Origin of the sequence: Aeromonas sp. FDAARGOS 1411 (genome assembly GCF_019047125.1) — a bacterium.
GTDB lineage: Bacteria > Pseudomonadota > Gammaproteobacteria > Enterobacterales > Aeromonadaceae > Aeromonas > Aeromonas veronii.
On the sequence record NZ_CP077214.1, the window covers coordinates 3785236 to 3808338 of the forward strand.

Annotated in this window: 20 protein-coding genes and 1 pseudogene; 4 read left to right on the top strand and 17 right to left on the bottom strand. The window is 59.9% G+C overall.

Annotation, left to right across the window (positions count from 1 at the left end; translation table 11 throughout):
• Positions 1–58: 58 nt before the first annotated feature.
• The 9 genes from mgtE to argS form a co-directional block, all read right to left on the bottom strand.
• Positions 59–1483: a magnesium transporter gene (gene mgtE / locus I6L41_RS17115; protein ID WP_005355593.1), complete on the bottom strand. Its 1425-nt coding sequence runs from the start codon at positions 1481–1483 to the stop codon at positions 59–61.
• A gap of 146 nt (positions 1484–1629) precedes the next feature.
• Positions 1630–3030 (bottom strand): siroheme synthase CysG, encoded by a 1401-nt coding sequence (cysG, locus tag I6L41_RS17120; protein ID WP_216960259.1) that lies wholly within the window; start codon positions 3028–3030, stop codon positions 1630–1632.
• A gap of 12 nt (positions 3031–3042) precedes the next feature.
• Positions 3043–3855 carry a nitrite transporter NirC gene (gene nirC / locus I6L41_RS17125; protein ID WP_216960263.1) on the bottom strand — a complete coding sequence of 271 codons (813 nt, stop codon included), beginning with the start codon at positions 3853–3855 and terminating at the stop codon, positions 3043–3045.
• Between the two features lie 57 nt (positions 3856–3912).
• Positions 3913–4230 carry a nitrite reductase small subunit NirD gene (gene nirD / locus I6L41_RS17130; protein WP_128836546.1) on the bottom strand — a complete coding sequence of 106 codons (318 nt, stop codon included), beginning with the start codon at positions 4228–4230 and terminating at the stop codon, positions 3913–3915.
• Positions 4230–6776 (bottom strand): nitrite reductase large subunit NirB, encoded by a 2547-nt coding sequence (gene nirB / locus I6L41_RS17135; protein WP_216960266.1) that lies wholly within the window; start codon positions 6774–6776, stop codon positions 4230–4232. Before nirB ends, nirD begins: the two co-directional genes overlap by 1 nt.
• Positions 6777–7040: 264 nt before the next feature.
• Positions 7041–8369: an HslU--HslV peptidase ATPase subunit gene (gene hslU / locus I6L41_RS17140; RefSeq protein ID WP_216960269.1), complete on the bottom strand. Its 1329-nt coding sequence runs from the start codon at positions 8367–8369 to the stop codon at positions 7041–7043.
• Positions 8370–8434: 65 nt separating this feature from the next.
• The gene (gene hslV, locus I6L41_RS17145; protein ID WP_005342555.1) at positions 8435–8968 is read right to left on the bottom strand and encodes an ATP-dependent protease subunit HslV; all 534 of its coding nucleotides are present in this window, start codon (positions 8966–8968) and stop codon (positions 8435–8437) included.
• Positions 8969–9155: 187 nt separating this feature from the next.
• Complete coding sequence (locus tag I6L41_RS17150; protein ID WP_005340771.1) at positions 9156–10001, bottom strand: SPOR domain-containing protein; 846 nt, start codon at positions 9999–10001, stop codon at positions 9156–9158.
• Positions 10002–10004: 3 nt separating this feature from the next.
• Positions 10005–11750, bottom strand: coding sequence for an arginine--tRNA ligase (gene argS / locus I6L41_RS17155; protein WP_216960272.1), 1746 nt, complete (start codon positions 11748–11750; stop codon positions 10005–10007).
• Positions 11751–12060: 310 nt separating this feature from the next.
• On the opposite strand from argS, the gene I6L41_RS17160 reads away from it, so the two are divergent.
• The 3 genes from I6L41_RS17160 (at position 12061) to I6L41_RS17170 (ending at position 14026) form a co-directional block, all read left to right on the top strand.
• Positions 12061–12627: an LON peptidase substrate-binding domain-containing protein gene (locus I6L41_RS17160; protein WP_216960275.1), complete on the top strand. Its 567-nt coding sequence runs from the start codon at positions 12061–12063 to the stop codon at positions 12625–12627.
• A gap of 141 nt (positions 12628–12768) precedes the next feature.
• The gene (locus I6L41_RS17165) at positions 12769–13338 is read left to right on the top strand and encodes a sigma-70 family RNA polymerase sigma factor (protein WP_005355542.1); all 570 of its coding nucleotides are present in this window, start codon (positions 12769–12771) and stop codon (positions 13336–13338) included.
• Positions 13331–14026: a ChrR family anti-sigma-E factor gene (locus tag I6L41_RS17170; RefSeq protein ID WP_216960277.1), complete on the top strand. Its 696-nt coding sequence runs from the start codon at positions 13331–13333 to the stop codon at positions 14024–14026. Before I6L41_RS17165 ends, I6L41_RS17170 begins: the two co-directional genes overlap by 8 nt.
• Before the next feature lie 66 nt (positions 14027–14092).
• On the opposite strand, the gene bacA is transcribed toward I6L41_RS17170, so the two are convergent.
• The 5 genes and pseudogenes from bacA to I6L41_RS17195 form a co-directional block, all read right to left on the bottom strand.
• Positions 14093–14908 (bottom strand): undecaprenyl-diphosphate phosphatase, encoded by an 816-nt coding sequence (gene bacA, locus I6L41_RS17175; protein ID WP_005355537.1) that lies wholly within the window; start codon positions 14906–14908, stop codon positions 14093–14095.
• A gap of 115 nt (positions 14909–15023) precedes the next feature.
• A pseudogene (locus I6L41_RS17180) lies at positions 15024–15155 on the bottom strand (galactose-1-epimerase); the annotation flags it as partial.
• A gap of 34 nt (positions 15156–15189) precedes the next feature.
• Complete coding sequence (locus tag I6L41_RS17185; protein WP_254203327.1) at positions 15190–15513, bottom strand: SemiSWEET transporter; 324 nt, start codon at positions 15511–15513, stop codon at positions 15190–15192.
• 264 nt (positions 15514–15777) lie between these two features.
• Positions 15778–17124 carry an MFS transporter gene (locus I6L41_RS17190; protein ID WP_139408886.1) on the bottom strand — a complete coding sequence of 449 codons (1347 nt, stop codon included), beginning with the start codon at positions 17122–17124 and terminating at the stop codon, positions 15778–15780.
• Between the two features lie 65 nt (positions 17125–17189).
• Complete coding sequence (locus I6L41_RS17195; RefSeq protein ID WP_254203329.1) at positions 17190–18284, bottom strand: cellulase family glycosylhydrolase; 1095 nt, start codon at positions 18282–18284, stop codon at positions 17190–17192.
• A gap of 291 nt (positions 18285–18575) precedes the next feature.
• Between I6L41_RS17195 and I6L41_RS17200 the strand changes: the two genes are divergently transcribed.
• On the top strand, positions 18576–19616 hold the full coding sequence (locus I6L41_RS17200) for a LacI family DNA-binding transcriptional regulator (protein ID WP_139408882.1): 1041 nt from the start codon (positions 18576–18578) through the stop codon (positions 19614–19616).
• A gap of 305 nt (positions 19617–19921) precedes the next feature.
• On the opposite strand, the gene I6L41_RS17205 is transcribed toward I6L41_RS17200, so the two are convergent.
• Genes I6L41_RS17205 through I6L41_RS17215 form a run of 3 tightly spaced genes read right to left on the bottom strand, consistent with a single transcriptional unit; the run spans position 19922 to position 23096 of the window.
• Complete coding sequence (locus I6L41_RS17205; RefSeq protein ID WP_216960281.1) at positions 19922–20893, bottom strand: aldose epimerase family protein; 972 nt, start codon at positions 20891–20893, stop codon at positions 19922–19924.
• On the bottom strand, positions 20890–22041 hold the full coding sequence (galK, locus tag I6L41_RS17210) for a galactokinase (protein ID WP_216960284.1): 1152 nt from the start codon (positions 22039–22041) through the stop codon (positions 20890–20892). Before galK ends, I6L41_RS17205 begins: the two co-directional genes overlap by 4 nt.
• Positions 22038–23096 carry a UDP-glucose--hexose-1-phosphate uridylyltransferase gene (locus I6L41_RS17215; RefSeq protein WP_216963995.1) on the bottom strand — a complete coding sequence of 353 codons (1059 nt, stop codon included), beginning with the start codon at positions 23094–23096 and terminating at the stop codon, positions 22038–22040. Before I6L41_RS17215 ends, galK begins: the two co-directional genes overlap by 4 nt.
• Positions 23097–23103 lie beyond the last annotated feature (7 nt).

Consider the following 23103-nt stretch of genomic DNA (forward strand, 5'->3'; position numbering starts at 1 on the left):
AAACGCGCCTGAAACAACAAGGGAGCCAGTGGCTCCCTTGTTGTTTTCAACGCACGGTTTACAGCAGGAACAGGGTCGCCAGCCCGAGGAAGATAAAGAAGCCGCCGGTATCGGTGATGGCGGTGATCATCACGCTGGCACCGACTGCCGGGTCGCGGCCGAGGCGGGTCATGGTCATGGGGATAATGACCCCCATCAGCGCCGCCACCAGCAGGTTGAGCATCATGGCCAGGGTCATCACGGCGCCGAGCGCCGCATCCTGATAGAGCAGATAGGTGGCAATGCCCATGGTGCCGCCCCACACCAGCCCGTTGATAAAGGCGACGCCAAGTTCCCGTAGCAGCAGGAAGGAGAGGTTGCCCGCCTGAATGTGCTGCAGCGCCAGCGCCCGCACTATCATGGTGATGGTCTGGTTGCCGGTGTTGCCGCCGATCCCGGCGACGATGGGCATCAAGGCCGCCAGCGCCACCAGTTGGGAGATGGTGTGCTCGAACAGGCCGATCACCCGCGAGGCGACAAAGGCGGTGCAGAGGTTGATGGCAAGCCAGGCCCAGCGGGTCTTGACCGCCTTGGAGACGGGCGCGAATACGTCTTCATCCTCGCTGATACCCCCCATCCGGCGCAGGTCGGTGTCACTCTCCTCATAGACCAGATCCACCACCTCTTCGACGGTGAGGCGGCCCATCAGCTTGCCCTTGCCATCCACCACGGCGGCGGAGAGCAGGTCATCCCGTTCGAAGGTGCGGGCCGCCGCTTCGTCGTTATCCTCCGGATCGAAGGTGACCGGATCCCGCTCCATCACGTCGCTCACCAGGGTGGCGGGCTTGTGCAGCAGGACAGTGGTGAGGGCCAGCTCCCCCAGCAGGTGGTTGCGCCGGTCGATGACGAACAGCTTGTCGGTGTTGGCGGGGATCTTGCCGCGCAGGCGCAGATAGCGCTGCACGGTGGCGAGCGTCACCTCGGGGCGGATGGTGATGATCTCGAAGTCCATCATGGCGCCGACGGTGTGCTTGCCGTAGCGGATCACCTCCCGCACCCGATCCCGCTCGGCGGGGGCCATATAGGTGAGCAGCCGCCCCATCAGGTTGCGGGGCAGGTACTGGCCCAGATAGATCTGGTCGTCGATATCCAGGGTGCGCAGAGCGTGCAGCAGCTCCTTGTCGCTCATCCCGCTGATCAGGCTGTCCCACACCGTCTCCGACGCTTCGACCAGGATCTGGCCGCGCTTCTCCTCCTCCACCAGCGCCCACAGGGCATGACGCTCATCGGGCGGCAGCGACTCCAGCGCATCGGCGACGTCGGCGGCAGGCAGCCCGTTGACCAGTGTGGTGAGTTCGCTGGTCTGATCGCGTTGCTCGGCATCCTGCACCACCTGCGGATCGAGCAGGCTGTCGGTGAGGGCATCATCGCGCAGCAGCAGGGTGAGAATGCGGGATCTGTCATCCGCGCGCTGCCGGGCGCTGTTCTTGATGGGAAGAGACATGGGATGAATTCCTGAGATGGTAGCCAAGGGCTCAATGCCCATAGGATACCAGACTTAAAACAACAGGTTATGACCGTGATAGGGGAAGAGGGAGGTAAAAGTGAGGCCACCTGCTGGTGGCCTCATGGTGAGTTGCCGAGGATCCCTCAGGCGAGGGCTTGCTGAACCTGCGGTGCCTCGCCAAACCAGGCGAGCCGGTCGGCAAGGGTCACCACGGACCCCACCATGATCAGCGCCGGGCTTTCGACCCCCACCGCCAGCGCGGGTAGCTCATCGAGAGTGCCGCGAATGACCCGCTGGCAGGGCTGGGTGCCGCGCTCGATCAGCGCCACCGGGGTGTTGCCCGCCTTGCCGTGGGCCAGCAGCTGCTCGCGGATGGTGGCGCAGGATGAGAGCCCCATGTAGAACACCAGCGTCTGTTTGTCTTTGGCCAGCAGTGACCAGTCGAGATCCCGGGCGCCCCCCTTGCCGTGGGCGGTGACGAAGCGAACGCTCTGGGCGTGATCGCGGTGGGTGAGCGGAATGCCGGCGTAGGCGGCGCAGCCGCTGGCTGCGGTGATGCCGGGCACCACCTGAAAACCGATGCCGCTGCCGACCAGCGTCTCCAGCTCCTCGCCGCCACGGCCGAAGATGAAGGGGTCACCCCCCTTCAGCCGCACCACCCGCTGCCCCTTCTGCGCCTCCTCTAGCAAGAGCTGGTTGATCCCCTCCTGCGGCACGCAGTGGTTGCCCGCCTGCTTGCCGACGAAGATGCGCTTGGCATCCCGGCGCACCAGCGCCATCACCTCATCCGAGACCAGCCTGTCATAGACCACCACGTCGGCTTGCTGCATCTGGCGCAGGGCGTGCAGGGTGAGCAGACCCGGATCGCCGGGGCCGGCTCCCACCAGCACCACTTCGCCTCCGGTCAGGCTTTCGTCGGCAAACAGGTTGTCGGCCAGCTGATGGGCAGAGGCGCTATCGCCCCGCGCCAGCGCCTGCCCGAGTCGGTCTGCCCCGAGTAGCCGCTCCCAGAAGTGGCGCCGCTCCCCCATGCTGGCAAAGCGGGCCTTGACCCGCTCCCGCAGGCTGCCGGCAAAGGTCGCCACTGCCCCCAGATGCTGCGGCAGCAGGGCTTCCAGTTTTTCCCGCAGCAGCCGGGCCAGCACCGGCGCCTTGCCGCCGGAGGAGATGGCCACCATCAGCGGCGAGCGATCGATGATCGACGGCATGATGAAGCTGGATCGTTTCGGGTCATCCACCACGTTGGCAAAGATCCGCGCCTGATTGGCGCTCTGGTAAACCAGCGCATTCACCTCGCGCCGATCGGTGGCGGCCACCACCAGCCACTTGCCCGCCAGTTGTTCCGGCACAAATTCACCGGCCAGCCACTCGATGCTGCCATTGGCCGCCAGTTCCGCCAGCTCGGGGTCGAGCTTGGGCGCTACGACTGTGAGGTGGGCACCGGCATCCAGCAGCAGACGCGCCTTGCGCTCTGCCACCTCGCCGCCGCCGACCAGCAGCACGGGTTTGTTGTCGAGTCGGCAAAAGATGGGCAAGTAGTCCATGGGGCCTCCGGATCAGGCGGTTCGGGTCTGGTTGGCGGTGCTGGTGGTCTCGCTCACTGCGACCGGGCGCTCAGCCTTGGGGGTGGCATACCAGTAGCCGAGTCCCATAAAGAGGACGCCGGAGACGGTGTTGCCCAGGGTCACCCACAGCAGGTTGTGGCCGATGCCGCCCGGGGTGTAGGCCTCGGAGTGGGCGCCAAACCAGGAGAGGGCGAACAGGGTCATGTTGGCGATGGAGTGCTCGTAGCCGGAAGCGATAAAGGCCAGCAGACACCACCAGATGGCGATGAAGCGGGCCGCCCCTTCGGTGCGCAGCGCCATCCAGATGGCGAGGCAGACCAGCCAGTTGCAGAGGATCCCCTTCATAAACAGGGTCAGCGCCGGTGCCTGGGTTTTGGCCAGCGCCACCTTGTGGGCCAGACTGCCTGCGTCCGGCAGCAGGCTGCCGCCGTAGGAGTAGATGAGCGCCACCACGACGGAGCCAATCAGGTTGCCCGCCCAGGTCTGCGGCAGGATGCGCAGCAGGTCGGCCATGGTGATCTTGCCCGTTTTCACCCCGAAGGTGAGGAACATGGTGTGGCCGGTAAACAGCTCGGAGCCGGCGATGATCACCAGTGTCAGGGCGATGCCGAAGGTGGCCCCCATCACCAGCGGCCGGATGGCGGGATCCACCAGATTGCCGAGGGTGAAGATGAGGATGATGCCGAGGCCCACATAGGCCCCCGCCATGGCGGAGCTGAGCCAGAAGCCGAGCTTGTCGCTGCGCTCGAAGCGGTTGATGCGGGCCGCGTTGGCGGCGCACTTGTTGATGGTTTCCGTGTACATCTTGTGAGTCCTTGAAAGGGCTGCCCTCAGGCAGCCCGAAAGAGAGTGAAATCGGCTTTAGACGGCGACCCAGACCTGCTGGTCGCGTACTTCAACGGGATAGCTCTGCACCGACATCGCAGGGTTGTCGAAACAGTGGCCATCGCTCAGGCGAAAGCGCTGCTTTTTGAGCGGGCTGGCGACCCAGAGTTCGCCGTCGTGTTCGCAGATCAGGCCCCGCGACAGCACGTTGGCGGCGAAGAAGGGGTCCCGGTTGTCGATGGCGAACACCTCGGCCGCCGCGCTCGGGCGAAACAGGGCGAGCTGGCGACCTTCAATGAGTGCACAGACGCCGGTTCCCGGCAGGATGTCGTTGAGTTGGCAGGCAAGTTTCATCATTTGGTTTCCACCTCGATCTGGTAGACGGGGATGCGCTCGGCCGGGGTCGCCGGTCGGTGCTGGTCGCGCTCGGCGACGAACTGAACGTCCGGATCGCGCTTGTCGCTGTTGATGAAGTGGCTGAAGCGCTTGAGCGCCTCCTCTTCGTTGAGGGTGCGCGACCATTCGCACTCGTAGCTGTCGATAAGGGTCTGGATATCGCGCTCCAGCGTCTCGGCCAGCCCCAGCTTGTCGTCGACGATCACCTCGCGCAGGTAGTCGACGCCCCCTTCCAGATTGCCGAGCCAGACCGAGGTGCGCTGCAGTTTGTCGGCGCTGGTGACGTAAAACATCATAAAGCGGTCGATCAGCTTGATGAGGGTCTCGCGGTCGAGGTCAGAAGCCAGCAGATCGGCGTGGCGCGGCTTCATGCCGCCGTTGCCACCCACATAGAGGTTCCAACCCGCATCGGTGGCGATGATGCCGACATCCTTACCTTGGGCTTCCGCACATTCGCGGGTACAGCCGGAGACGCCGAACTTCATCTTGTGGGGGGTGCGAATGCCCTTGTAGCGGTTCTCGAGGAAGACCCCGAGGCCGACGCTGTCCTGCACGCCGAAGCGGCACCAGGTGCTGCCGACGCAGGTCTTGGCCATGCGCAGCGCCTTGGCGTAGGCCTGACCGGTCTCGAATCCGGCGGCCAGCAGCTTGCGCCAGATGGCGGGCAGATCATCCTTCTGGGCCCCGAACAGACCGATGCGCTGGGCGCCGGTGATCTTGGTGTAGAGCTTGTAGTCGCGGGCCACTTCGGCCACCGCCAGCAGCCCCTCCGGAGTCACTTCGCCACCGGCCATGCGCGGGATGACGGAGTAGCTGCCGTCTTTTTGCATGTTGCCGAGGAAGATATCGTTGGTGTCCTGCAACGGGATATTGCGCGGGCTCAGCACATGCTCGTTCCAGCAGGAGGCGAGAATGGAGCCGACGGTCGGCTTGCACACCTCGCACCCATAGCCCTGACCGTGCTTGGCCAGCAGCTCGTCGAAGCTCTTGATCCCCTCCACCTTGACCAGATGGAACAGCTCCTGACGGGAGTGGGGGAAGTGGGCGCAGAGGTGGTTGTTGACCTCGATGCCCTGCTTCACCAGCTCGGCGTTGAGCACCTGGCTGATGAGCGGCACGCAGCCGCCACAGCCGGTACCGGCCTTGGTGTGCTGCTTGATGGCGGCCAGGGTGGTGTGACCCTCGGCCACCGCCTGGGCGATGTCGCCTTTGGAGACATCGAAGCAGGAGCAGATCTGGGCGCTCTCCGGCAGGGCATCGACCCCCAGCGTCGGCTTGGCACCGGCGTAGGCGGGCAGGATCAGGGTGTCCGGGTGGCTCGGCAGCGGCAGGGCGTTGAGCATCATCTGCAGCAGGTTGCCGTAATCTTCCACGTCACCCACCAGCACGGCGCCGAGCAATCGGCTGTTGTCCTCGCTCACCACGATCTTCTTGTAGACGCCGGCCTGATCGTCCTGAAACACATAGCTGTGGCTGCCCGGGGTGCGGCCATGGGCATCGCCGATGGAGCCGACGGAGACGCCGAGCAGCTTGAGCTTGGCGCTCATGTCCGCCCCTTCGAAGCGGCTGTCGCCGCCCTGCAGATGGTCGACGGTGATCTGGGCCATCTTGTAGCCCGGCGCCACCAGCCCGAAGAAGCGGCCCTGCCAAGCGGCGCACTCGCCGATGGCGTAGATGTCGGGGTCGGAGGTGAGGCAGTGATCGTCGATGACGATGCCGCCGCGCTCGGCGATGGCGAGATCACCGTAGCGGCCGAGGGTATCTTGCGGGCGAATGCCGGTGGAGAAGACCACCACGTCCACTTCCAGGTGGCTGCCGTCAGCGAAGGCGAGGCGGTGTTTCGCCTGCTCGCCGCCATGCATCAGGATCTCGCTGGTGCTCTTGCTGGTGTGTACCTGCACGCCCATGGATTCAATCTTGCGGCGCAGCAGCTGGCCGCCCTGACCGTCGAGCTGCTCGGCCATCAGTACCGGGGCAAATTCCACCACGTGGGTCTCGAGACCCAGCGCTTTGAGGGCACCGGCGGCTTCGAGGCCAAGCAGACCGCCCCCGATCACCACCCCGCTCTTGCCGCTCTTGGCGGCGCTGCGGATGGCTTTCAGATCCTCGATGGTGCGATAGACGAAGCACTCGTGGTGCTGGCTGCCCGCAATGGGCGGCACCCAGGGGTAGGAGCCGGTGGCCAGCACCAGTTTGTCGTACCCGACCACAGTGCCCTTGTTGGAGTGCACTTCGCGGTTGGCCCTGTCGATTTTTTTCACCGCTTCGCCGAGCAGCAGGCGGATACCGTGCTTGTCGTAGAAGCCGGGTTTGACGAGGGAGAGATCTTCGCTGGTGTGATGGGAGAAGTAGGAGGAGAGATGGACGCGATCGTAGGCGGGACGGGGTTCTGCACCGAAGACGGTGATCTCGTAGCGGCCCGGGTCGGCCCGCTCGATCAACTCTTCGATGAAGCGGTGCCCCACCATGCCGTTGCCCACAACGACCAGTCTGACTTTGCTCATGATTGCCTCTAGTTTGGAGTAATAAAACATCATTCTGGGGCTAGGCTACCCAGTCAGTCGGGGCGGGCAATTGATGCAAATCAAGTGTCTATTTATATATCTCGTCAGGGGTAATTCGATAAAATTCAAAGATATACAAAAATAGGTATACCAGTTGAGAGTTTTGGTGCTGGGTGCGAGTGGGGCATAGAGAGAAGGGGGCTGGGGCTTAAAATGCAAAACGCCCCCATTTCTGGAGGCGTTTTTTTACAAACAGAACTGCGCTTACAGAATAAAGCGGCTCAGATCCTCATCCTCGACAAGCGCACCGAGGTGGGCGTTGACGTATTCGGTGTCGATGACAAAGGTCTCGCCGGACTTCTCGGAGGCGTCATAGGAGATATCTTCCATCAGGCGCTCCATCACGGTGTGCAGACGGCGGGCACCGATGTTCTCGGTACGCTCGTTGACCTGCCAGGCCGCTTCGGCCAGACGGCGGATACCATCCTGGGTGAACTCGATGTTGACCCCTTCGGTGGCCATCAGCGCCTTGTACTGATCGGTCAGGGAGGCGTTCGGCTCGGTCAGGATCCGCTCGAAATCTTCAGTGGTCAGCGCGGTCAGCTCGACCCGGATCGGCAGACGGCCCTGCAGCTCGGGGATGAGGTCGGACGGCTTGGCGATCTGGAAGGCGCCGGAGGCGACAAACAGGATGTGGTCGGTCTTGACCATGCCGTGCTTGGTGTTGACGGTGCAGCCCTCGACCAGCGGCAGCAGGTCGCGCTGAACCCCTTCACGGGAGACATCGGGGCCCGAGCTCTCGCCACGCTTGCAGATCTTGTCGATCTCGTCGAGGAAGACGATGCCGTTGTTCTCGACCGCAGCGATGGCCTTCTGCTTCAGCTCTTCCGGGTTGACCAGACGGGCTGCTTCCTCTTCGATCAGCGCCTTCATGGCCTCTTTGACCTTGATCTTGCGCTTCTTCTTCTGGTTCTGGCCCAGGTTCTGGAACAGCCCCTGCAGCTGGTTGGCCATCTCTTCCATGCCCGGCGGGGTCATGATTTCGACGCCCATCGGGGAGGCGGAGAGTTCCAGCTCGATCTCCTTGTCATCCAGCTGACCTTCCCGCAGTTTCTTGCGGAAGATCTGGCGGGTGTTGGAGTTGTCGGCTTTCTCTTCTTCACCCCAGGTGTTGCGCGGGTTGGGCAGCAGGGCGTCGAGGATGCGCTCTTCGGCGGCTTCCTCGGCGCGGTATTTCATCTTCTCCATCTCGGTTTCGCGCACCAGCTTGATGGCGGCATCGGTCAGATCGCGGATGATGCTGTCTACTTCCTTGCCGACATAGCCCACTTCGGTGAACTTGGTCGCTTCCACCTTGATGAAGGGGGCGTTGGCCAGTTTGGCCAGACGACGGGCGATCTCGGTCTTGCCGACACCGGTCGGGCCGATCATCAGGATGTTTTTCGGGGTCACTTCATGGCGCATCTCTTCGTTGAGCTGCATCCGGCGCCAGCGATTGCGCAGGGCAACGGCAACGGCGCGCTTGGCATCGGCCTGACCAATGATGTGACGATCCAGTTCGTGGACGATTTCTCTCGGGGTCATCTCGGACATGATGGTGTTCCTGTATCCGGGGCGGGCAGTGCCCACCCCTTGGGAAATTGGGTTGGCTGGCGGCTTTACTTGGCAGCGTAGTCCAGCACTTCGATGGTGTGGTTGCCGTTGGTGAAGACGCAGATGTCGCCCGCAATCTTGAGGGACTTCTCGACAATGGTCCTGGCATCCAGCTCGGTGTTTTCCAGCAGCGCGATGGCGGCGGACTGGGCGAAGTTGCCGCCGCTGCCGATGGCGATGAGATCATGCTCCGGCTGTACCACGTCACCGTTGCCGGTGATGATGAAGGATTTGTGTTCGTCGGCCACGGCCAGCAGCGCTTCGAGGCGGCGCAGGGCGCGATCGGTGCGCCAATCTTTGGCCAGCGCCACGGCGGCGCGCTCCAGATTACCCTGATGGGCCTGCAGTTTTGCTTCGAAACGCTCGAGCAGGGTGAAGGCGTCGGCGGTACCGCCAGCGAAACCGGCCAGCACCTTGCCGTTATAGAGACGATGAACCTTGCGGGCGTTGCCCTTCATGACGGTGTTGCCAAGAGAGACCTGGCCATCGCCACCGATGACGACCTGACCGTTGCGGCGAACTGAAACTATGGTAGTCACTTTACTTACCTCGCTTGAGCCGAATGACGGCCTGACTGTGCATGGCAAGAAAGATGGGGATGGCAAACGGGCTTTTCAACCCTGCCTTTGGTCGGGATAAACGGGGTAGTAAAGAGCGTGGGTGCGAGTGACACCAAAAGAACAGGGCCGGGTGTTGCCACCCGGCCCTGCGTCATCGGTAAACGGATTACCCTTTCTTGGGAATGCAGCCGCTGATACCGGAGCTCTGCAGCTTGCTGTTGGCCGCATCGGCGGCCGCCTTGCCGTTGAAGGGGCCGACCATCACCTTGTAGACGGTGCCGTTGGCGCCATTGATCACCTGCAGGCTGGAAGAGAGGCCGGCGGTGAAGGCGATACGAGCCTTGAGCGACTCTGCGGAATCCTGCGAGCGCAGGGCGGCGCACTGCATCATGTAGCGACCGCTGTCGGCGGCTGCGGTCTGGGCTGGCGGGGTCGCCGCTTTGGCCTTGGCCGCTTCGGCGCGCTCCCGTTCCAGCTCGGCACGGATCTCTCGCTCCATCCGTTCCCGTTCTGCCTTGCGGTCGATCACCTGCTCTTGCGCGCTGGCAACCGGTGCACCCGAGGTGGAAGGGGTGGTCGCCGGATTGGGCTGATAGGGCTTTGGCTGGCCGATAGGTGTTCCCGGTTGGGGAATGTCGGTCGGCACCGGCTGTGGCAGTTTTTCCGGTTGCAGGGTCATGGTATCTGCCGGTGGTGGCGGCAGCACACCCGGCTGGGTCGGCGGCTCTATGATATCGACCTGCTTGTTCTCAAGCCGTTCGATGTAGCTCCACTTCTCCTGAGGCAGCCCGTTATTCTGCGCTTTTGGCTTGTTGGCCTTTACCTGCTCCTCAATGGTGGGGGCGTCGTTGCCCTTGCCATTGATCATGTAAAGGAAGCCACCAAAGCCTGCCAGCAGTGCCACGACCAGCAGCACTGGAATAACAGGAAAGCGGCGAGGGGCCGCTTTCTTGGTATTGCGGCCACCCGCCCGACGTCGCGGGCGGCTGCCGACATAATCCCGGGTTGCCATCTATTACATGCGCTCCAGGGTATGGATGCCCAGTACGCCGAGGCCCAGTTTCAGCACCTTGGCGGTGGCGGCGCACAGCAGCAGACGGCTCTGACGGGTTGCTTCGTCCACGCCATCCTTGTTGATCGGGCAGGCTTCATAGAAGGTCATGAAGTTGCCGGACAACTCGTACAGGTAAGTACAGAGCAGGTGCGGCATGCCTTTGTCGGCCACGCCGTTGACCGCGTCGGAGAACTGGATCAGCTTCTGGGCCAGCACCTCTTCGGCCTCTTCGTTCAGGGTCACATTGCCGGTCAGGGTAGCGGCATCGACGCCAGCCTTGCGGAAGATGGACTGAATACGGGTGTAGGCATACTGCAGGTAAGGGGCGGTGTTGCCTTCAAACGACAGCATCAGATCCCAGTCGAAGATGTAGTCGGTAGTACGGTTCTTGGAGAGATCCGCATACTTGACCGCGCCCATGGCGATGGCATTGACCACATTGGCCTTCTCTTCGGCAGAGAGGTCGCTGTTGCGGCTCTCCAGCAAGGCTGCGGCGCGCTCTTCCGCTTCGTTCAGCAGGTCAACCAGCTTGACGGTACCACCGGAGCGGGTCTTGTAGGGACGACCATCCTTGCCCAGCATCATGCCGAAGGCGTGGTGCTCAAGCGGTACGGATTCCGGCACATAGCCCGCCTTGCGGGTGATGGTCCAGGCCTGCATCAGGTGCTGGTGCTGACGGGAGTCGATGAAGTACATGACACGGTCGGCGCCCAGGGTCTCATAACGGTATTTGGCACAGGCGATGTCGGTGGTGGTGTAGAGGAAACCGCCATCGCTCTTCTGGATGATGACGCCCATGGCCTCGCCATCCTTGTTCTTGAACTCGTCCAGGAAGACAACGGTGGCGCCTTCGCTCTCGACCGCCAGCCCCTTGGCTTTCAGGTCGGCCACGATCTCCGGCAGCATGTCGTTGTACATGGACTCGCCCATGATGTCCTTGTTGGTCAGGGAGACATTCAGGCGGTCATAGTTGATCTGGTTCTGCTCCATGGTCATGTCGACCAGCTTCTTCCACATGGTACGGCAGTACTCGTCGCCGCCCTGCAGCTTGACCACGTAGTTACGGGCGCGCTCGGCAAAGGCTTCGTCTTCGTCGTAGCAACGCTTGGCCTGGGTGTAGAAGGCTTCCAGATCCTTGAGTGCCATGTCGCTGGCGTGCTCGTTGGACATCTTCTCCAGATAGGCGATCAGCATCCCGAACTGGGTGCCCCAGTCGCCGATGTGGTTGGCACGGATCACTTTGTGGCCGAGGAACTCCAGCGCACGAGCGGCTACGTCACCGAGTACGGTGGAGCGAATGTGGTGCACCGCCATCTCTTTGGCCACGTTGGGGGCGGAGTAGTCCACCACCACGGTTTGTGGCATGGGCAACCGTACGTTGGCGTTGGCAGAGGTCACCATGGCTTCGACCTGACCGGCCAGCCAGCGCTGGTCAAAGAAGAAGTTGATGAAGCCGGGACCGGCGATCTCGACCTTGGCGATCAGGTCGGAGGCAGGCAGGTGCTCGATGATGGCCGCTGCCAGCTCACGGGGATTCTTGCGGGCCGGTTTGGCCAGCAGCATGGCCAGGTTGGTAGCCAGGTCGCCGTGAGCTTTTTCCTTGCATCGGTCTACTTGCACGCGGGCTTCCAGGTCCGCCGGCAGGACGCCTGCTGACTTGAGATTGGCTACCGTTTGTTCAAGTAGATGATGAATATGCTCTTTCATAACTGACCACCAAGGTTGCGCGTCGAAAAATGACTGATATATAAGGGCGTGAATTTTACCCGCATCGGCCCGAGAAAACTATAGGGATGACCCGCCGCTCGCTGTCGGGCGGATATTTCACTGCGTTTGGCGCCATATTCCAGAATATTGGGCGGAAATTACGGTGCTTATCCATTTCTACTGCATATCGAAGCGGCTTGTCCAGGCTATTTTCCCCTGATTGTTAAGGGTTTTTCCTTTCCGCTGACGGGAATGATCTCCTCCCTCTGGCCCGACGTATCAACAGAGGTTCCCAACCGAGGAGTTTGCGATGCGACTGGCGCTGTTTCCCCTATCTGCCCACCTGCTGCCCGGCGGCGTCATGCCGCTGCGGATCTTCGAACCGAGATACCAGCGGATGATTGCCGAGGCGGGGGAGTCCGGCTTTGCCCTCTGCATGGTGGACCCTCGCCAGCCCGACGCCCTTCGCAACATGCTGCCCATCGCCACCCGGGTCACCATCATCGATTTCGATCGGCTGCCGGACGGCATGCTGGGGATCACGGTGCTGGGGATGGAGCGGGTGCAGATAGAGGATCTGTGGCAGGAGCAGGATGGCCTGCGTATCGGCGAGGTGACGCCGCTGACGGCCTGGCCGCCCCGCCGGCTCCATCCCGATCAGCTGCCGCTGGTCGATGCGCTGCGGGAGGTGTTTGCCGATTATCCCGACTATGCCGCCCTCTATCCCGCCCCCCGCTGGGACGATGGCAACTGGGTGGCCCAGCGCTGGCTGGAGGTGCTGCCCATCCCCCCTGAACAGAAGCAGTTGTTGCTGGCCGCTGCCGACAATCAGCCCGCCATCGCCCTGCTCAAGGGGGTGCTGGTGGCCAGCCACTGATTTTTTCCTGACCCGCTGATCCGCCACTGCCGCAGCGCCGTACAAGTCATCACCACAGCATGTTCGACAGCACACCAAAGGGATGGCGCAATGGCATATACTGGCCAACCACACTCGACCATACGCAGGACCTCGCCCGTGATGGATAACCCGGATGGCGACCTCAAATCTCTGCTGATCAGGGTGGCAGAGCAGGCCGACAAGGCTGCTTTTGCCCGCCTGTTCCAACACTTTGCGCCGCGTATTCGCAGCTACGGCCTGCGCCACCTCGGCAGCGAAGCCAACGCCATGGAGCTGGTACAGGAGACCATGCTGCTGGTGTGGCAAAAGGCGCGCCTCTACCACCCCGAGAAGGGTGCGCCGACCACCTGGATCTACACCGTGATGCGCAACCAGTGCTTCGACATGCTGCGCCGTCGTCGCGCCAGCAAGGAGGATCTCTGTGCCGAGGAGCTGTGGCCCGTGCTGGAGTTTCAGGCCGAAGAGGAGCATCTGAGCGGCGGTGAGGATGCGGTGCTGACCCGTCAGATGGCCCACTATCTGGGCACGTTGCCGGAGCCGCAACAGCAGGTAGTGCGTGGCATCTATCTGCAGGAGTTCTCCCAGCAGGAGCTGGCGGAGCGGCTCGGCGTGCCGCTCGGCACTATCAAGTCCCGCCTCAGACTGGCGTTACAGAAACTGAAAGAGCAAGTGGAGCAAGGCCATGATTAAAGCCCATCCGACCGACCCTATGCTGCGCGCCTTCGCCGCCGACGAGCTCCCTCTGCCGCTGGCGGTGGGGCTCTCCGCCCACTGTGAACTCTGCCCCGATTGTGCTGCCCGACTGAAGACATTCGAAGAGGAGTTGGCGCAGCAATATCTTGCCTCGCCAGCAGAGCCTGAGCTGGACTCCCGCGATGAAGTGGCGCTGGATGCCGGATTTGACGCCATGCTGGCGGATATTCTGGCCCAGCCGCTGGCAGAGCCCCTCTCCGAGCCAACACATGACCAGCCCCGAACGCAGCACGGCGAGCTGGAGGTGGCCGGTCAGGCCTACCGTTTGCCACGGGTGCTGGCCCGCTACCGCTCGCCCAAGTGGCGCCATATCGGGGTCATTCGTCAGCAGAGTCTGCCGCTGGACGAGATGGGCGCGCGCGCCAGCCTGCTCCATATCGAAGCGGGCGGTCGCATCCCCGAGCACACCCATCAGGGCTATGAGCTGACCTTGCTGCTGGCTGGCAATATTCAGGATGGCGATACCCTTTACAAGGCGGGAGATTTCATCTGGCGCGATGCCAGTCACTCCCACAGCCCTCATACGCCCGATGGCTGCCTCTGCTACACGGTACAGGATGCGCCGGTGCAGTTCACCAAGGGGCTGTCGCGGCTGCTGAATGGCATCAGCCAGCACCTCTACTGAGCACCATGACGCCATAGAAAAAGGGACCAAGTTGGTCCCTTTTCTCATTTCATTGCAGGCTGCCGGTCAGGCGACAAACACCAGATAGACGGCGAATGCCACGATAAAGCGGTAGATGGCGAACGGGATAAAGTCGATGCGGCGGATCAATGTCAGGAAGGTCTTGATCGCAAACATCGCTACCACGAAGGCGGTGATAAAGCCCACTGCAAACATCGGGAAGTCGGCCATCGAGAGGAAATCGCGGCTCTTGTAGAGATCAAGCCCGCTGGCCGCCACCATCATGGGCACTGCCATGATGAAAGAGAACTCGGCGGCGGCGTGACGGCTGATCCCCATCAGCATGCCACCACTAATGGTGGCGCCGGAGCGGGAGAAGCCGGGCCACAGGGCTAGACACTGGAACAGACCGATGCCGAACGCCTGCTTGTAGCTGATGTCATCCAGAGTTTCTGCTGTGACGGCCGGGCGGAACTTCTCGGCGATGATGAGCAGGATGCCCCCCGCGACCAGCGCGTACATTACGGTCTGCGGACCAAACAGGTTGGCCTTAATCCAGCTGTGGATGGCCAGACCGACCACGATGGCGGGCATCATGCCGAGGATGACATGCACCAGCGACAGGGTGGCGTGATCCCGGGACGGCTTCTGGCCGAAGTGGATGCCAATCAGGCCAAACAGGCGACGCCAGAAGACGGCGACCACGGCGAGGATGGAGCCAAGCTGGATCACCACTTCGAAAGTGGCAGCCTTGGGCCCTTCAAAGCCCAGCAGATGGCCGACGATAATCATGTGGCCGGTGGAGGAGACGGGGAGGAACTCGGTCAGCCCCTCGACGACGCCCAGAATAAAGGCGACCAGCAGGCTATAAGTGTCAGTCATCGAACAAACAATCCTTAACTTCGTTGATGTAAAAACGCCCCGAAAGGGTCTCGGGGCGGCATATCTTGCTCGATTGTGACTGCTGAGGCTATGTAAAAATCATGAATTCTTTAAGTTAGTCGCGGATAAAGCGGTAGCGGGTCTGGTGGTGATAACGCTCGCCAGGCTGCAGCCAGGGGTTGCCCAGCTCGGGGCGATTGGGGCTGTCCGGTAGCTGTTGCGCCTCAAGACAGAAGCCGTCGTGATCCCCGAGTGCCAGCCCCAGGTTGTATGAATGCTCATCAGTTCCTTTCGTTACGCAGCTTGAGCATCAGGACGGCGCAGGCCAGAGCGAGAGTAATGCTGTTTGCTATGGTGATGGGCATGTCGTTAGTGCGCAGGCCGTAGATCAACCATAGAAGTACGCCACAGCTGAAGGCCAGATACATATTGGTTGAGATGGCCTTGGTTTCTTGGGTCTTTATGATTTGTATAACTTGCAAGGCAAAAGATCCTGTGGTCAGAAAGGCTGCACAGAGACCGAGGTTGGCGGTGTCGAGCCAGAAAACCAGAATGCAGAGAGCGATTGGCACAATAACGATATTGTGCCAGAAATAAACCGACAAATTTGAACTCCTCAAAGATCAATGGAGGCAATGGATATTTATTATCGTGTAATATACTTTAGCCAAAATTTACCCAGTGGCTTTCGATGATTCATGTATCTTATGTTGGTTGCTTTTCCTATGCGCAATGCAACGAAAAAAATAATTTACCAATCATTATAGTTGTCATTTTCTTGAATGGAATTTGCCAGTCAAGTTGAATGGATAGAGGCGCTCAATTCGACTGGCAGTATATTTCATGGTAAAGCATTCATTGTTTTTATGTTAAAGAGACGAAATGGATCGCCATTTATTTAGAGCATGACGTACTTTGGCGTGCTTATCTTCGGTGAAATTGTAGCGGGTCATGATAATCACCCGTAATATGCTACCCAATATCGGCACAAGTGATATACAGATAAATAGTCCGTCCATCGTAGCCTGAGTCTGTGCCGCATTCGGTTGATAGCCAAGCCAGATCAGCAGGGTACCGGAAATACCACCTGCGATGGCCCAAGCCAGTTTGCCGGTAAAGGTCTGCCCCGAGAAAGCGATGGCAGCGCAACGGCGGCCAGACTTTAGTTCTGCATATTCGATGGTCTCACTCAACATGGCGGAGATAAGCGGATTGGTGATGACGTTGGCCGCATGGATCAAGGCGAGGAAGCTGAACACCATTATCAGATTGTCGTAGCCTGTCGTATAGAAACCGATGCGTAATGCAATCTCCAGCAGAGTGAGTAGCAGGAATAGATCACGTTTCCTGAGCTTGCTGGTCAATATCGGCATCAGCATACAGGCCATAGAGGTTGCTACACCGATAGAGCCCATCACTGAGAGCAGCCCGGCATCACCCATGTTGTAGGTGAAGAAGAAAATGTAGAGCCCGGTGGCCAGATTAAAGAACACGTTACAGAAGAAGGCGCCAAGTACATACGCCAACGGTTTGTTGGAACGCAGGACGCGGAAAGAGTCCCTAATGGTGATCTTGTCATTCGGATTGGGCTTGATGCGCTCTTTCATCTGGCTTGCTCCGAGCACCATCAGCGGCAGGGCGATCAGCATCAGGCAGATGGCACCTTCCATGTAGCCCTTGGTGCTGCTGGTTGCAGCAAACAGTTCGGTGAGCTTCGGGAATATAATGGAAGCACTGCCAATGCCGATATTGACGCCCAACATGGCGACGGTTACGGCCTTGGCTCGCTCCTGTGGCTCTTGGCTCATGACCGATGACATGGTCCAGAAAGGTACATCAGACAAGGTGTATATCATCCCCCACGCGATATAGGTGACTGCTGCATAAGCTACCTTGGTGGTCATGGGTAAATCCATGCCAATGAAGCTGAGAGAGGTGATCCCGGCAATCAAGAAGGGAACGAAAAGCATATATGGTGTGAATTTGCCACGTTTGAAATTAAGAGTGTCCATATAACCAGCGATAATAGGATCGTTGATGGCATCCCATACTCTGGCAATGAGGAAAATAGCCCCAGCTGCAGCTGGCGATATTCCAAGGATATCGGTGTAAAAATAGAGGATAAATGATCCCACCAAGCCGAAACTGAGGCATTGCCCGACGGCATAGCTGAAATATCCCACCAGCTCTCTATTGTGTATCTTTTGATCTGTCATCTGCCAACCTTTCCCAACATGAATGTGTTATGAGGGGCGCCACTAGGGTGGCGTCCTCTTTTGCGTTATGAACGGGTCAATGTGTGGAGCAGTTCTATTTCACTGGCAGAGTAGGGGGTACCATCCTCCTCCAGCAGGTCGTGAAACCAGACCCTGCGGAAATCGGGGTCGATATTGCGAACGAAAGGCCATGGCAGGTGAGTTTGCGTCTTCCCTTTTACCAGACCCCATTGATAGGCACCTATTTTTAACTCTTTGAAGAGTGGCAGTTGTTGTTCCATCACGCTGCCGACATGCCTGGCCAGCCACTCTGTGCAGAGGAGCGGGCGGCGATATTTGCTGACCACATCCAGAGAGATTTTCAGCCCCTCCATACGCTGATAGGAGTGGAAAGTGATGACATCTGATAGCTCCATAGCGCGCAGGTCGGTCGGATGAGTAAAGGTGTTTTCCGGAGTAAATTCCGAATCCCCCTGACCGATGCTGTAGGGTGCATGCCACGCGCCGACGGTGAGTGGCTGGGAGGGGTTCTCTTCTCGGGCCCAGACAAAAGCCAACTCCATCAGATAGTGGGCATATGTCTCCAGCGACTCATCGAAACGCACCTCGACATCGCCTTCCGAAAAGATGCCCCTGTTGGTCGGCTCATTGTACAGATCCCAGATAAAGATCCGCTCATCCTGTGCAAATGTACGTATCAGGTCGCGAATATAGTGTTCCACTTCGCGCCATTGGGTCGGGTCAATGACGACATTCCGACCGGGACTGGCCGCCGCCTGGCTATTGTGTACATCTTCCCGAGGTGGTTGCTGGCGGCCCAGATAGGGGTGATCGCCGGAGAAGCCACAGTCATCCATCAAGGTCATCATCACGCGGATATTGTGCTTGCTACACAGGCCAAGGAACTGCTCAATGCGCGCGAGCAGGCCATCCCGATCATGCTGCCAGACGATAAAGGGCAGATTGGTTCGCAGGGTGTTGTAGCCCAGTTTGTTGGCCCAACCCAGTTCCTGGTCAATGATGACTGGGTCGAAGGTTTCTCCCTGCCACATTTCGGTCCAGTTGACCGCTGTGCGGGGGAGATAGTTGAAGCCCAATAGCCAAGGTTGTTTGTTCCACCATTGCCAAGCTCGTTCTGTTGACCACTGTTGTATCGCCATCGGATATCCTTGCAACTAATTATTTAAACCTACAGCAATTAATATTAGCTAATATCTTTAGTTGCAAATCATGAAGGATAGAATTCAGGTATTAGTCACAAAATGAACAAATTTAGGGGGTTAACAGGCATGGCTGGCGAGCCATCTGTACTCGGGACGATAACCGAAAACCCTCTATCGTCCTTGTGGGCTGTTGTGCTGCTTGCTCATGTCCGTAATCATGAGTCATGATAAAAGATAAATAATTAATATTATTATCTGGGCGGTACTGCTCAAACTATGGCCATATCAATGAATAGTAAACGCATCACCATGAGCGCCATCGCTGCAGCTGCAGGTGTTTCCCAATCAACGGTTTCACTGGTGCTCAATGGTTCAACCACCATCAAACTGGCGGAGGAAACGCGGCGTAGAGTGCTTGAAAAAGCGGCCGAACTGGGTTACCAGCATAAGCGAGCTGAACATCTACCCAAGGGACCATCTGCTAGAAAAATAGCTTTTGTTTTCAATGGCCTGACTCCATATGACCCTTTTCTAGATGCGATCAATGCCTGCAATGAACGCGCTTGGGAGGCAGATCGCATGCTGGTTACATTCGATTATCGCAACAGCGCGGAGCTCACCAAGTTGATCGAGCAGGAGATCAATCAGGGGGATTATCTGGGGATGATTTTTGCCTCTTCCATGACACGACAACTTGCCGAGATGGAGCTCTCCCCGCAGGTGCCTACCGTTTTGCTCAACTGCTACCTGGAGGGCAGTGGCTCGTCCGAAAGTTATTCCATCCTGCCTGCCGATAAGCTGGCGGGTTACAAGGTGACGGCGCACCTGTTGGAGCAAGGCTGCAAACGAGTGGCTCTTATTCAGGGGGAGCCATGGATGGAGGCAAATAGTCTGCGGCTGGAGGGGTATCGTCAGGCGTTGATCAACCACGATTTGATACCGGATCCACAATGGGTGCGTGTGGGCAACTGGTCGCTACATGAGGCTTATGAGCAGACTCGGCAACTGCTGGCGCTGCCTCAGCCACCTGATGGTATCTTCTGTTGCAGTGATTACATGGCTCAGGGTTGTTACCAGGCGATAGCCGAGGCGGGATTGCGCATCCCGGAAGACATTCTGGTGGCGGGCCATGATAACCAGATGCTGGCCTGCGAAATGGAGCCCCCTTTGAGTTCTATCGAACTACCTTACGACGAGATGGGTAAACTGGCGGTGGACACCTTGTTGCAACTGGCCCAAGGAGAGAAGCCCATCGCTTTACTGATGAAGCTGGAAGGGGAGTTGCTGATCCGTGCCTCGACCAGGGGTCAGCCAGTTAACAAAATTTGATCCTCTCTCGATGACCTGTTGCGTAGTGGTTCCTTATGCCACAGGGCGTGCCCATATGTTCCCGTCATGCCTGCCAAGTTGTGTGGTTGGCGGTAAGAATGTAAAGCACATAATGGGTACTCAATGACTTTACCCGACACGAGCAGGTCAACGTCACTCTGAAAGCCATACACCCATCAGCACTGCACGCGGTGGCTGATATCGTAATGATGCCAAGCCGTAGCATGCTTCTTTCTTGGTTGTGATGAATAAGCCGGGCGGGAGAGATGCGACAAAGGGGCGCCTTGACGCGCCCCTTCAGTGGGTCAAGCCATAACCGGAATGAGCCGATAACGGGTTATGTGCTGATAGCGTTCTCCTGGCTCCAACCATGGGTTACCTAATTCTGGACGGTTCGGACTATCTGGCACTTGCTGTGCTTCCAGGCAGAGCCCCTGATAGTTGCCCCAATGTCCCCCCCCGCGTTTTGGGGTGCCAGCCAACCAGTTGCCGGTGTAGAGCTGGACGCCTGGCTGATTGGTGTACATCTCCATACACAGGCTGCCATCCCCTGCCATCAGGGTGGCTTGTGGTGAGGGCGAGGCATCAACAAACAAGAAACAGTGGTCGAATCCCAGACATTTTTTTTGCTGCGCATGGGCCATCCACTGTTCTCCGACCCGCTTGCCATGGCGTAGATCGAATACTCCTTCGACCGGCGCAATACCAAGCGGCAGCGAGTGTTCATCGGTTGGCAGATAGCGGTCTGCATTAATGATGATGTGGTGATCACGCACATCACCACCATCCAGGTTGAAATAGGCATGGCTGGTGAAATTGACCGGGGTCGGAGCATCTGTGGTGGCGCTCAGCTCGATCACCAGATCGGCCTGCTCCAGCCGGTATTCTACGGTGACGTCCAGATTACCAGGGAAACCCTGTTCGCCATCGGCCAGCCGAGTTTGCAGACGGATGCGATCTTCCGCCAGCCCGTCCAGTTGCCACTCCCGGTTGTGCAGAGAGTCACTGCCCCCGTGCAGGCAGGTGGTGCCCTCGTTGGCGTCTAGTTGCCACTCTTGCCCTGCTCGCTCTAGGCGGGCGTTGCCGATACGATTGGCAAAACGTCCTACTATCGCCCCCAAATAAGAGCGTTGATTGGGGTAATCCAGCGGATCACAAGCCAGCAGCACATTGCGATAGATGCCATTGACCGGGATCTCGAGGGCGGTGAGCGTTGCCCCGAAATCGAGTACGCTCAACCGCAGGCCGGCTGCATTCTGCAGATGGAACTCTTTCATGCGATGCCCCCTGCACCGGCGCTGGCGCGGCAGACGTAGCAGTCGGCCTTGAGGCCCGAGATGGCCGGATACTCTGCCTCGACGGCGGCAATCACCTCGGCCACTTTCTCCGGGCGCAACAGGGCGACCACGCAGCCGCCGAAGCCGCCGCCAGTCATCCGCACGCCACCTTCGGTGCCGATCCTGGCCTTGATGATCTCCACCAGACCGTCGATGGCGGGCACTGTGATTTCGAAGTCATCGCGCATGGCGGCGTGTGAATCGGCCATCAGCTCGCCGAGACGAACCAGATCCCCTTGCGCCAGCGCATCGGCGGCGGCCAGGGTGCGGGTATTGTCGCCTACCACGTGGCGCGCACGGCGGTAGCAGACCTCATCCAGTCCGGCCTTGCCCGCTTCGAGAGCCGCCAGATCGAGATCGCGCAGTGCCTTGACTCCGTAGTGGCGGGCGGCCGCTTCGCACTGCTGGCGACGGGTGTTGTATTCGCTGTCCACCAGACCGCGACGCACATTGGAGTTGACGATCAGCACAGCCAGATCCGCTGGCATGGGGATGAGGCGAGTCTCCAGCGAGCGGCAGTCGAGCAGCAGGGCATGATCGGTTTTGCCGCTGGCGGAGATCATCTGATCCATGATGCCGCAGTTGCAGCCGACGAACTTGTTCTCCGCCTGTTGACCGTTGAGGGCGATCTCGGCCTGGCTGATGTCGAGCCCCAACGCCTCCTTGAAGGCCTGACCGATGGCCACTTCCAGCGAGGCAGAGGAGGAGAGCCCCGCCCCCTGAGGCACGTTGCCGGAGACCACCAGATCGAGGCCGCGCAGGGCATAACCGCGCTCCTGCAGATACTTCACCACGCCGCGGATGTAGTCGCTCCAGCGTTGGCTGGGGTGGTGCTCGATGGGCTGGTCGAGGTCGAACTGGTCGCGCTGGTTGTCGTAGTCGGCGGCGATCACCTGCACTTGCCGGTCATCGCGCAGGCCGATGGCAACGCAGGTCTCGTAGTCGATGGCGCAGGGCAGCACGAAGCCGTCGTTGTAGTCGGTATGTTCACCGATGAGGTTGACGCGACCGGGGGCGCGCACCAGCAGATCGGGCGCTTTGGCAAATTGCTCGGCAAAAACGGTGCTGACGCGTTGGCTGGGGGTCATAGGGCCTCCTCATTGGTGTGGCTGGTCTGGGTGTAGTGAATGGGGCTCAGGGCGCGCAGCCGTTCGGCGGCTTGTTCGGGAGTGAGGTCACGCTGGGTCTCTGCCAGCATCTCGAAGCCGACCATGAATTTACGCACGGTGGCGGAGCGCAGCAGGGGCGGATAGAAGTGGGCGTGCAGCTGCCACGCCTCGGGACAGTCCGATTTGGGCGGTGCAAAGTGCCAGCCCATGGAGTAGGGGAAGCTGCACTCGAACAGGTTGTCGTAGCGGCTGGTGAGCTCCTTGAGCGCCACCGCCAGATCCTGTTGCTGGGCCTGGGTCAGGTTCAGCATGGAGGGGACGTGCGCCTTGGGCAGCAGCAGGGTTTCGAACGGCCAGGCGGCCCAGAAGGGGACCACGGCGAGCCAGTGCTCGGTCTCTACCACGATGCGCGAGCGATCCGCCAGCTCCCGCTCCACATACTCCAGCAGCATGGGACGGCCATGCTCGGCCAGCCAGTGACGCTGGTGCTGCTCTTCGCGGGCGATCTCGTTGGGCAGGAAGTCGCTGCCCCAGATCTGGCCGTGGGGGTGCGGGTTGGAGCAGCCCATGACGGCCCCTTTGTTTTCAAAGACCTGCACCCACTCCCACTGGGCCGACAGCTCGGCGACCTGATCCATCCAGGTGGTGATCACCCCCTCGATGGCGGGCAGCGGCAGCTCGGGCAGGGTCTTGCCGTGATCCGGTGAGAAGCAGATGACCCGGCTGGTGCCGCGGGCGGCTTCCAGTTTCAGCAGGGGATCGCTGGCGCAATCGGCGGCCGGGGTATCCTGCATCAGAGCAGCGAAGTCGTTGGTAAAGACGAAGGTGCCCTTGTAGTCGGGGTTGATGTCGCCAGTGACCCGGGTGTTGCCGGCACAGAGGAAGCAGTCGGGATCGTGGGCCTGTTTGGGGGCCTGACTCACCTTCTCCACCTGTCCCTGCCAGGGGCGTTTGGCCCGATGGGGGGAGACCAGCACATACTGGCCGGTCAGCGGGTTGAAGCGGCGATGGGGATGATCGACGGGGTTGAACATCATCTCT

Bases quoted from the DNA above. Each gene is read 5' to 3' on its own strand.
- mgtE (WP_005355593.1), bottom strand. From the start codon at position 1,483: ATGTCTCTTCCCATCAAGAACAGCGCCCGGCAGCGCGCGGATGACAGA.
- cysG (WP_216960259.1), bottom strand. From the start codon at position 3,030: ATGGACTACTTGCCCATCTTTTGCCGACTCGACAACAAACCCGTGCTG.
- nirC (WP_216960263.1), bottom strand. From the start codon at position 3,855: ATGTACACGGAAACCATCAACAAGTGCGCCGCCAACGCGGCCCGCATC.
- nirD (WP_128836546.1), bottom strand. From the start codon at position 4,230: ATGAAACTTGCCTGCCAACTCAACGACATCCTGCCGGGAACCGGCGTC.
- nirB (WP_216960266.1), bottom strand. From the start codon at position 6,776: ATGAGCAAAGTCAGACTGGTCGTTGTGGGCAACGGCATGGTGGGGCAC.
- hslU (WP_216960269.1), bottom strand. From the start codon at position 8,369: ATGTCCGAGATGACCCCGAGAGAAATCGTCCACGAACTGGATCGTCAC.
- I6L41_RS17150 (WP_005340771.1), bottom strand. From the start codon at position 10,001: ATGGCAACCCGGGATTATGTCGGCAGCCGCCCGCGACGTCGGGCGGGT.
- argS (WP_216960272.1), bottom strand. From the start codon at position 11,750: ATGAAAGAGCATATTCATCATCTACTTGAACAAACGGTAGCCAATCTC.
- I6L41_RS17160 (WP_216960275.1), top strand. From the start codon at position 12,061: ATGCGACTGGCGCTGTTTCCCCTATCTGCCCACCTGCTGCCCGGCGGC.
- I6L41_RS17165 (WP_005355542.1), top strand. From the start codon at position 12,769: ATGGATAACCCGGATGGCGACCTCAAATCTCTGCTGATCAGGGTGGCA.
- I6L41_RS17170 (WP_216960277.1), top strand. From the start codon at position 13,331: ATGATTAAAGCCCATCCGACCGACCCTATGCTGCGCGCCTTCGCCGCC.
- bacA (WP_005355537.1), bottom strand. From the start codon at position 14,908: ATGACTGACACTTATAGCCTGCTGGTCGCCTTTATTCTGGGCGTCGTC.
- I6L41_RS17190 (WP_139408886.1), bottom strand. From the start codon at position 17,124: ATGACAGATCAAAAGATACACAATAGAGAGCTGGTGGGATATTTCAGC.
- I6L41_RS17195 (WP_254203329.1), bottom strand. From the start codon at position 18,284: ATGGCGATACAACAGTGGTCAACAGAACGAGCTTGGCAATGGTGGAAC.
- I6L41_RS17200 (WP_139408882.1), top strand. From the start codon at position 18,576: ATGAATAGTAAACGCATCACCATGAGCGCCATCGCTGCAGCTGCAGGT.
- I6L41_RS17205 (WP_216960281.1), bottom strand. From the start codon at position 20,893: ATGAAAGAGTTCCATCTGCAGAATGCAGCCGGCCTGCGGTTGAGCGTA.
- galK (WP_216960284.1), bottom strand. From the start codon at position 22,041: ATGACCCCCAGCCAACGCGTCAGCACCGTTTTTGCCGAGCAATTTGCC.
- I6L41_RS17215 (WP_216963995.1), bottom strand. From the start codon at position 23,096: ATGTTCAACCCCGTCGATCATCCCCATCGCCGCTTCAACCCGCTGACC.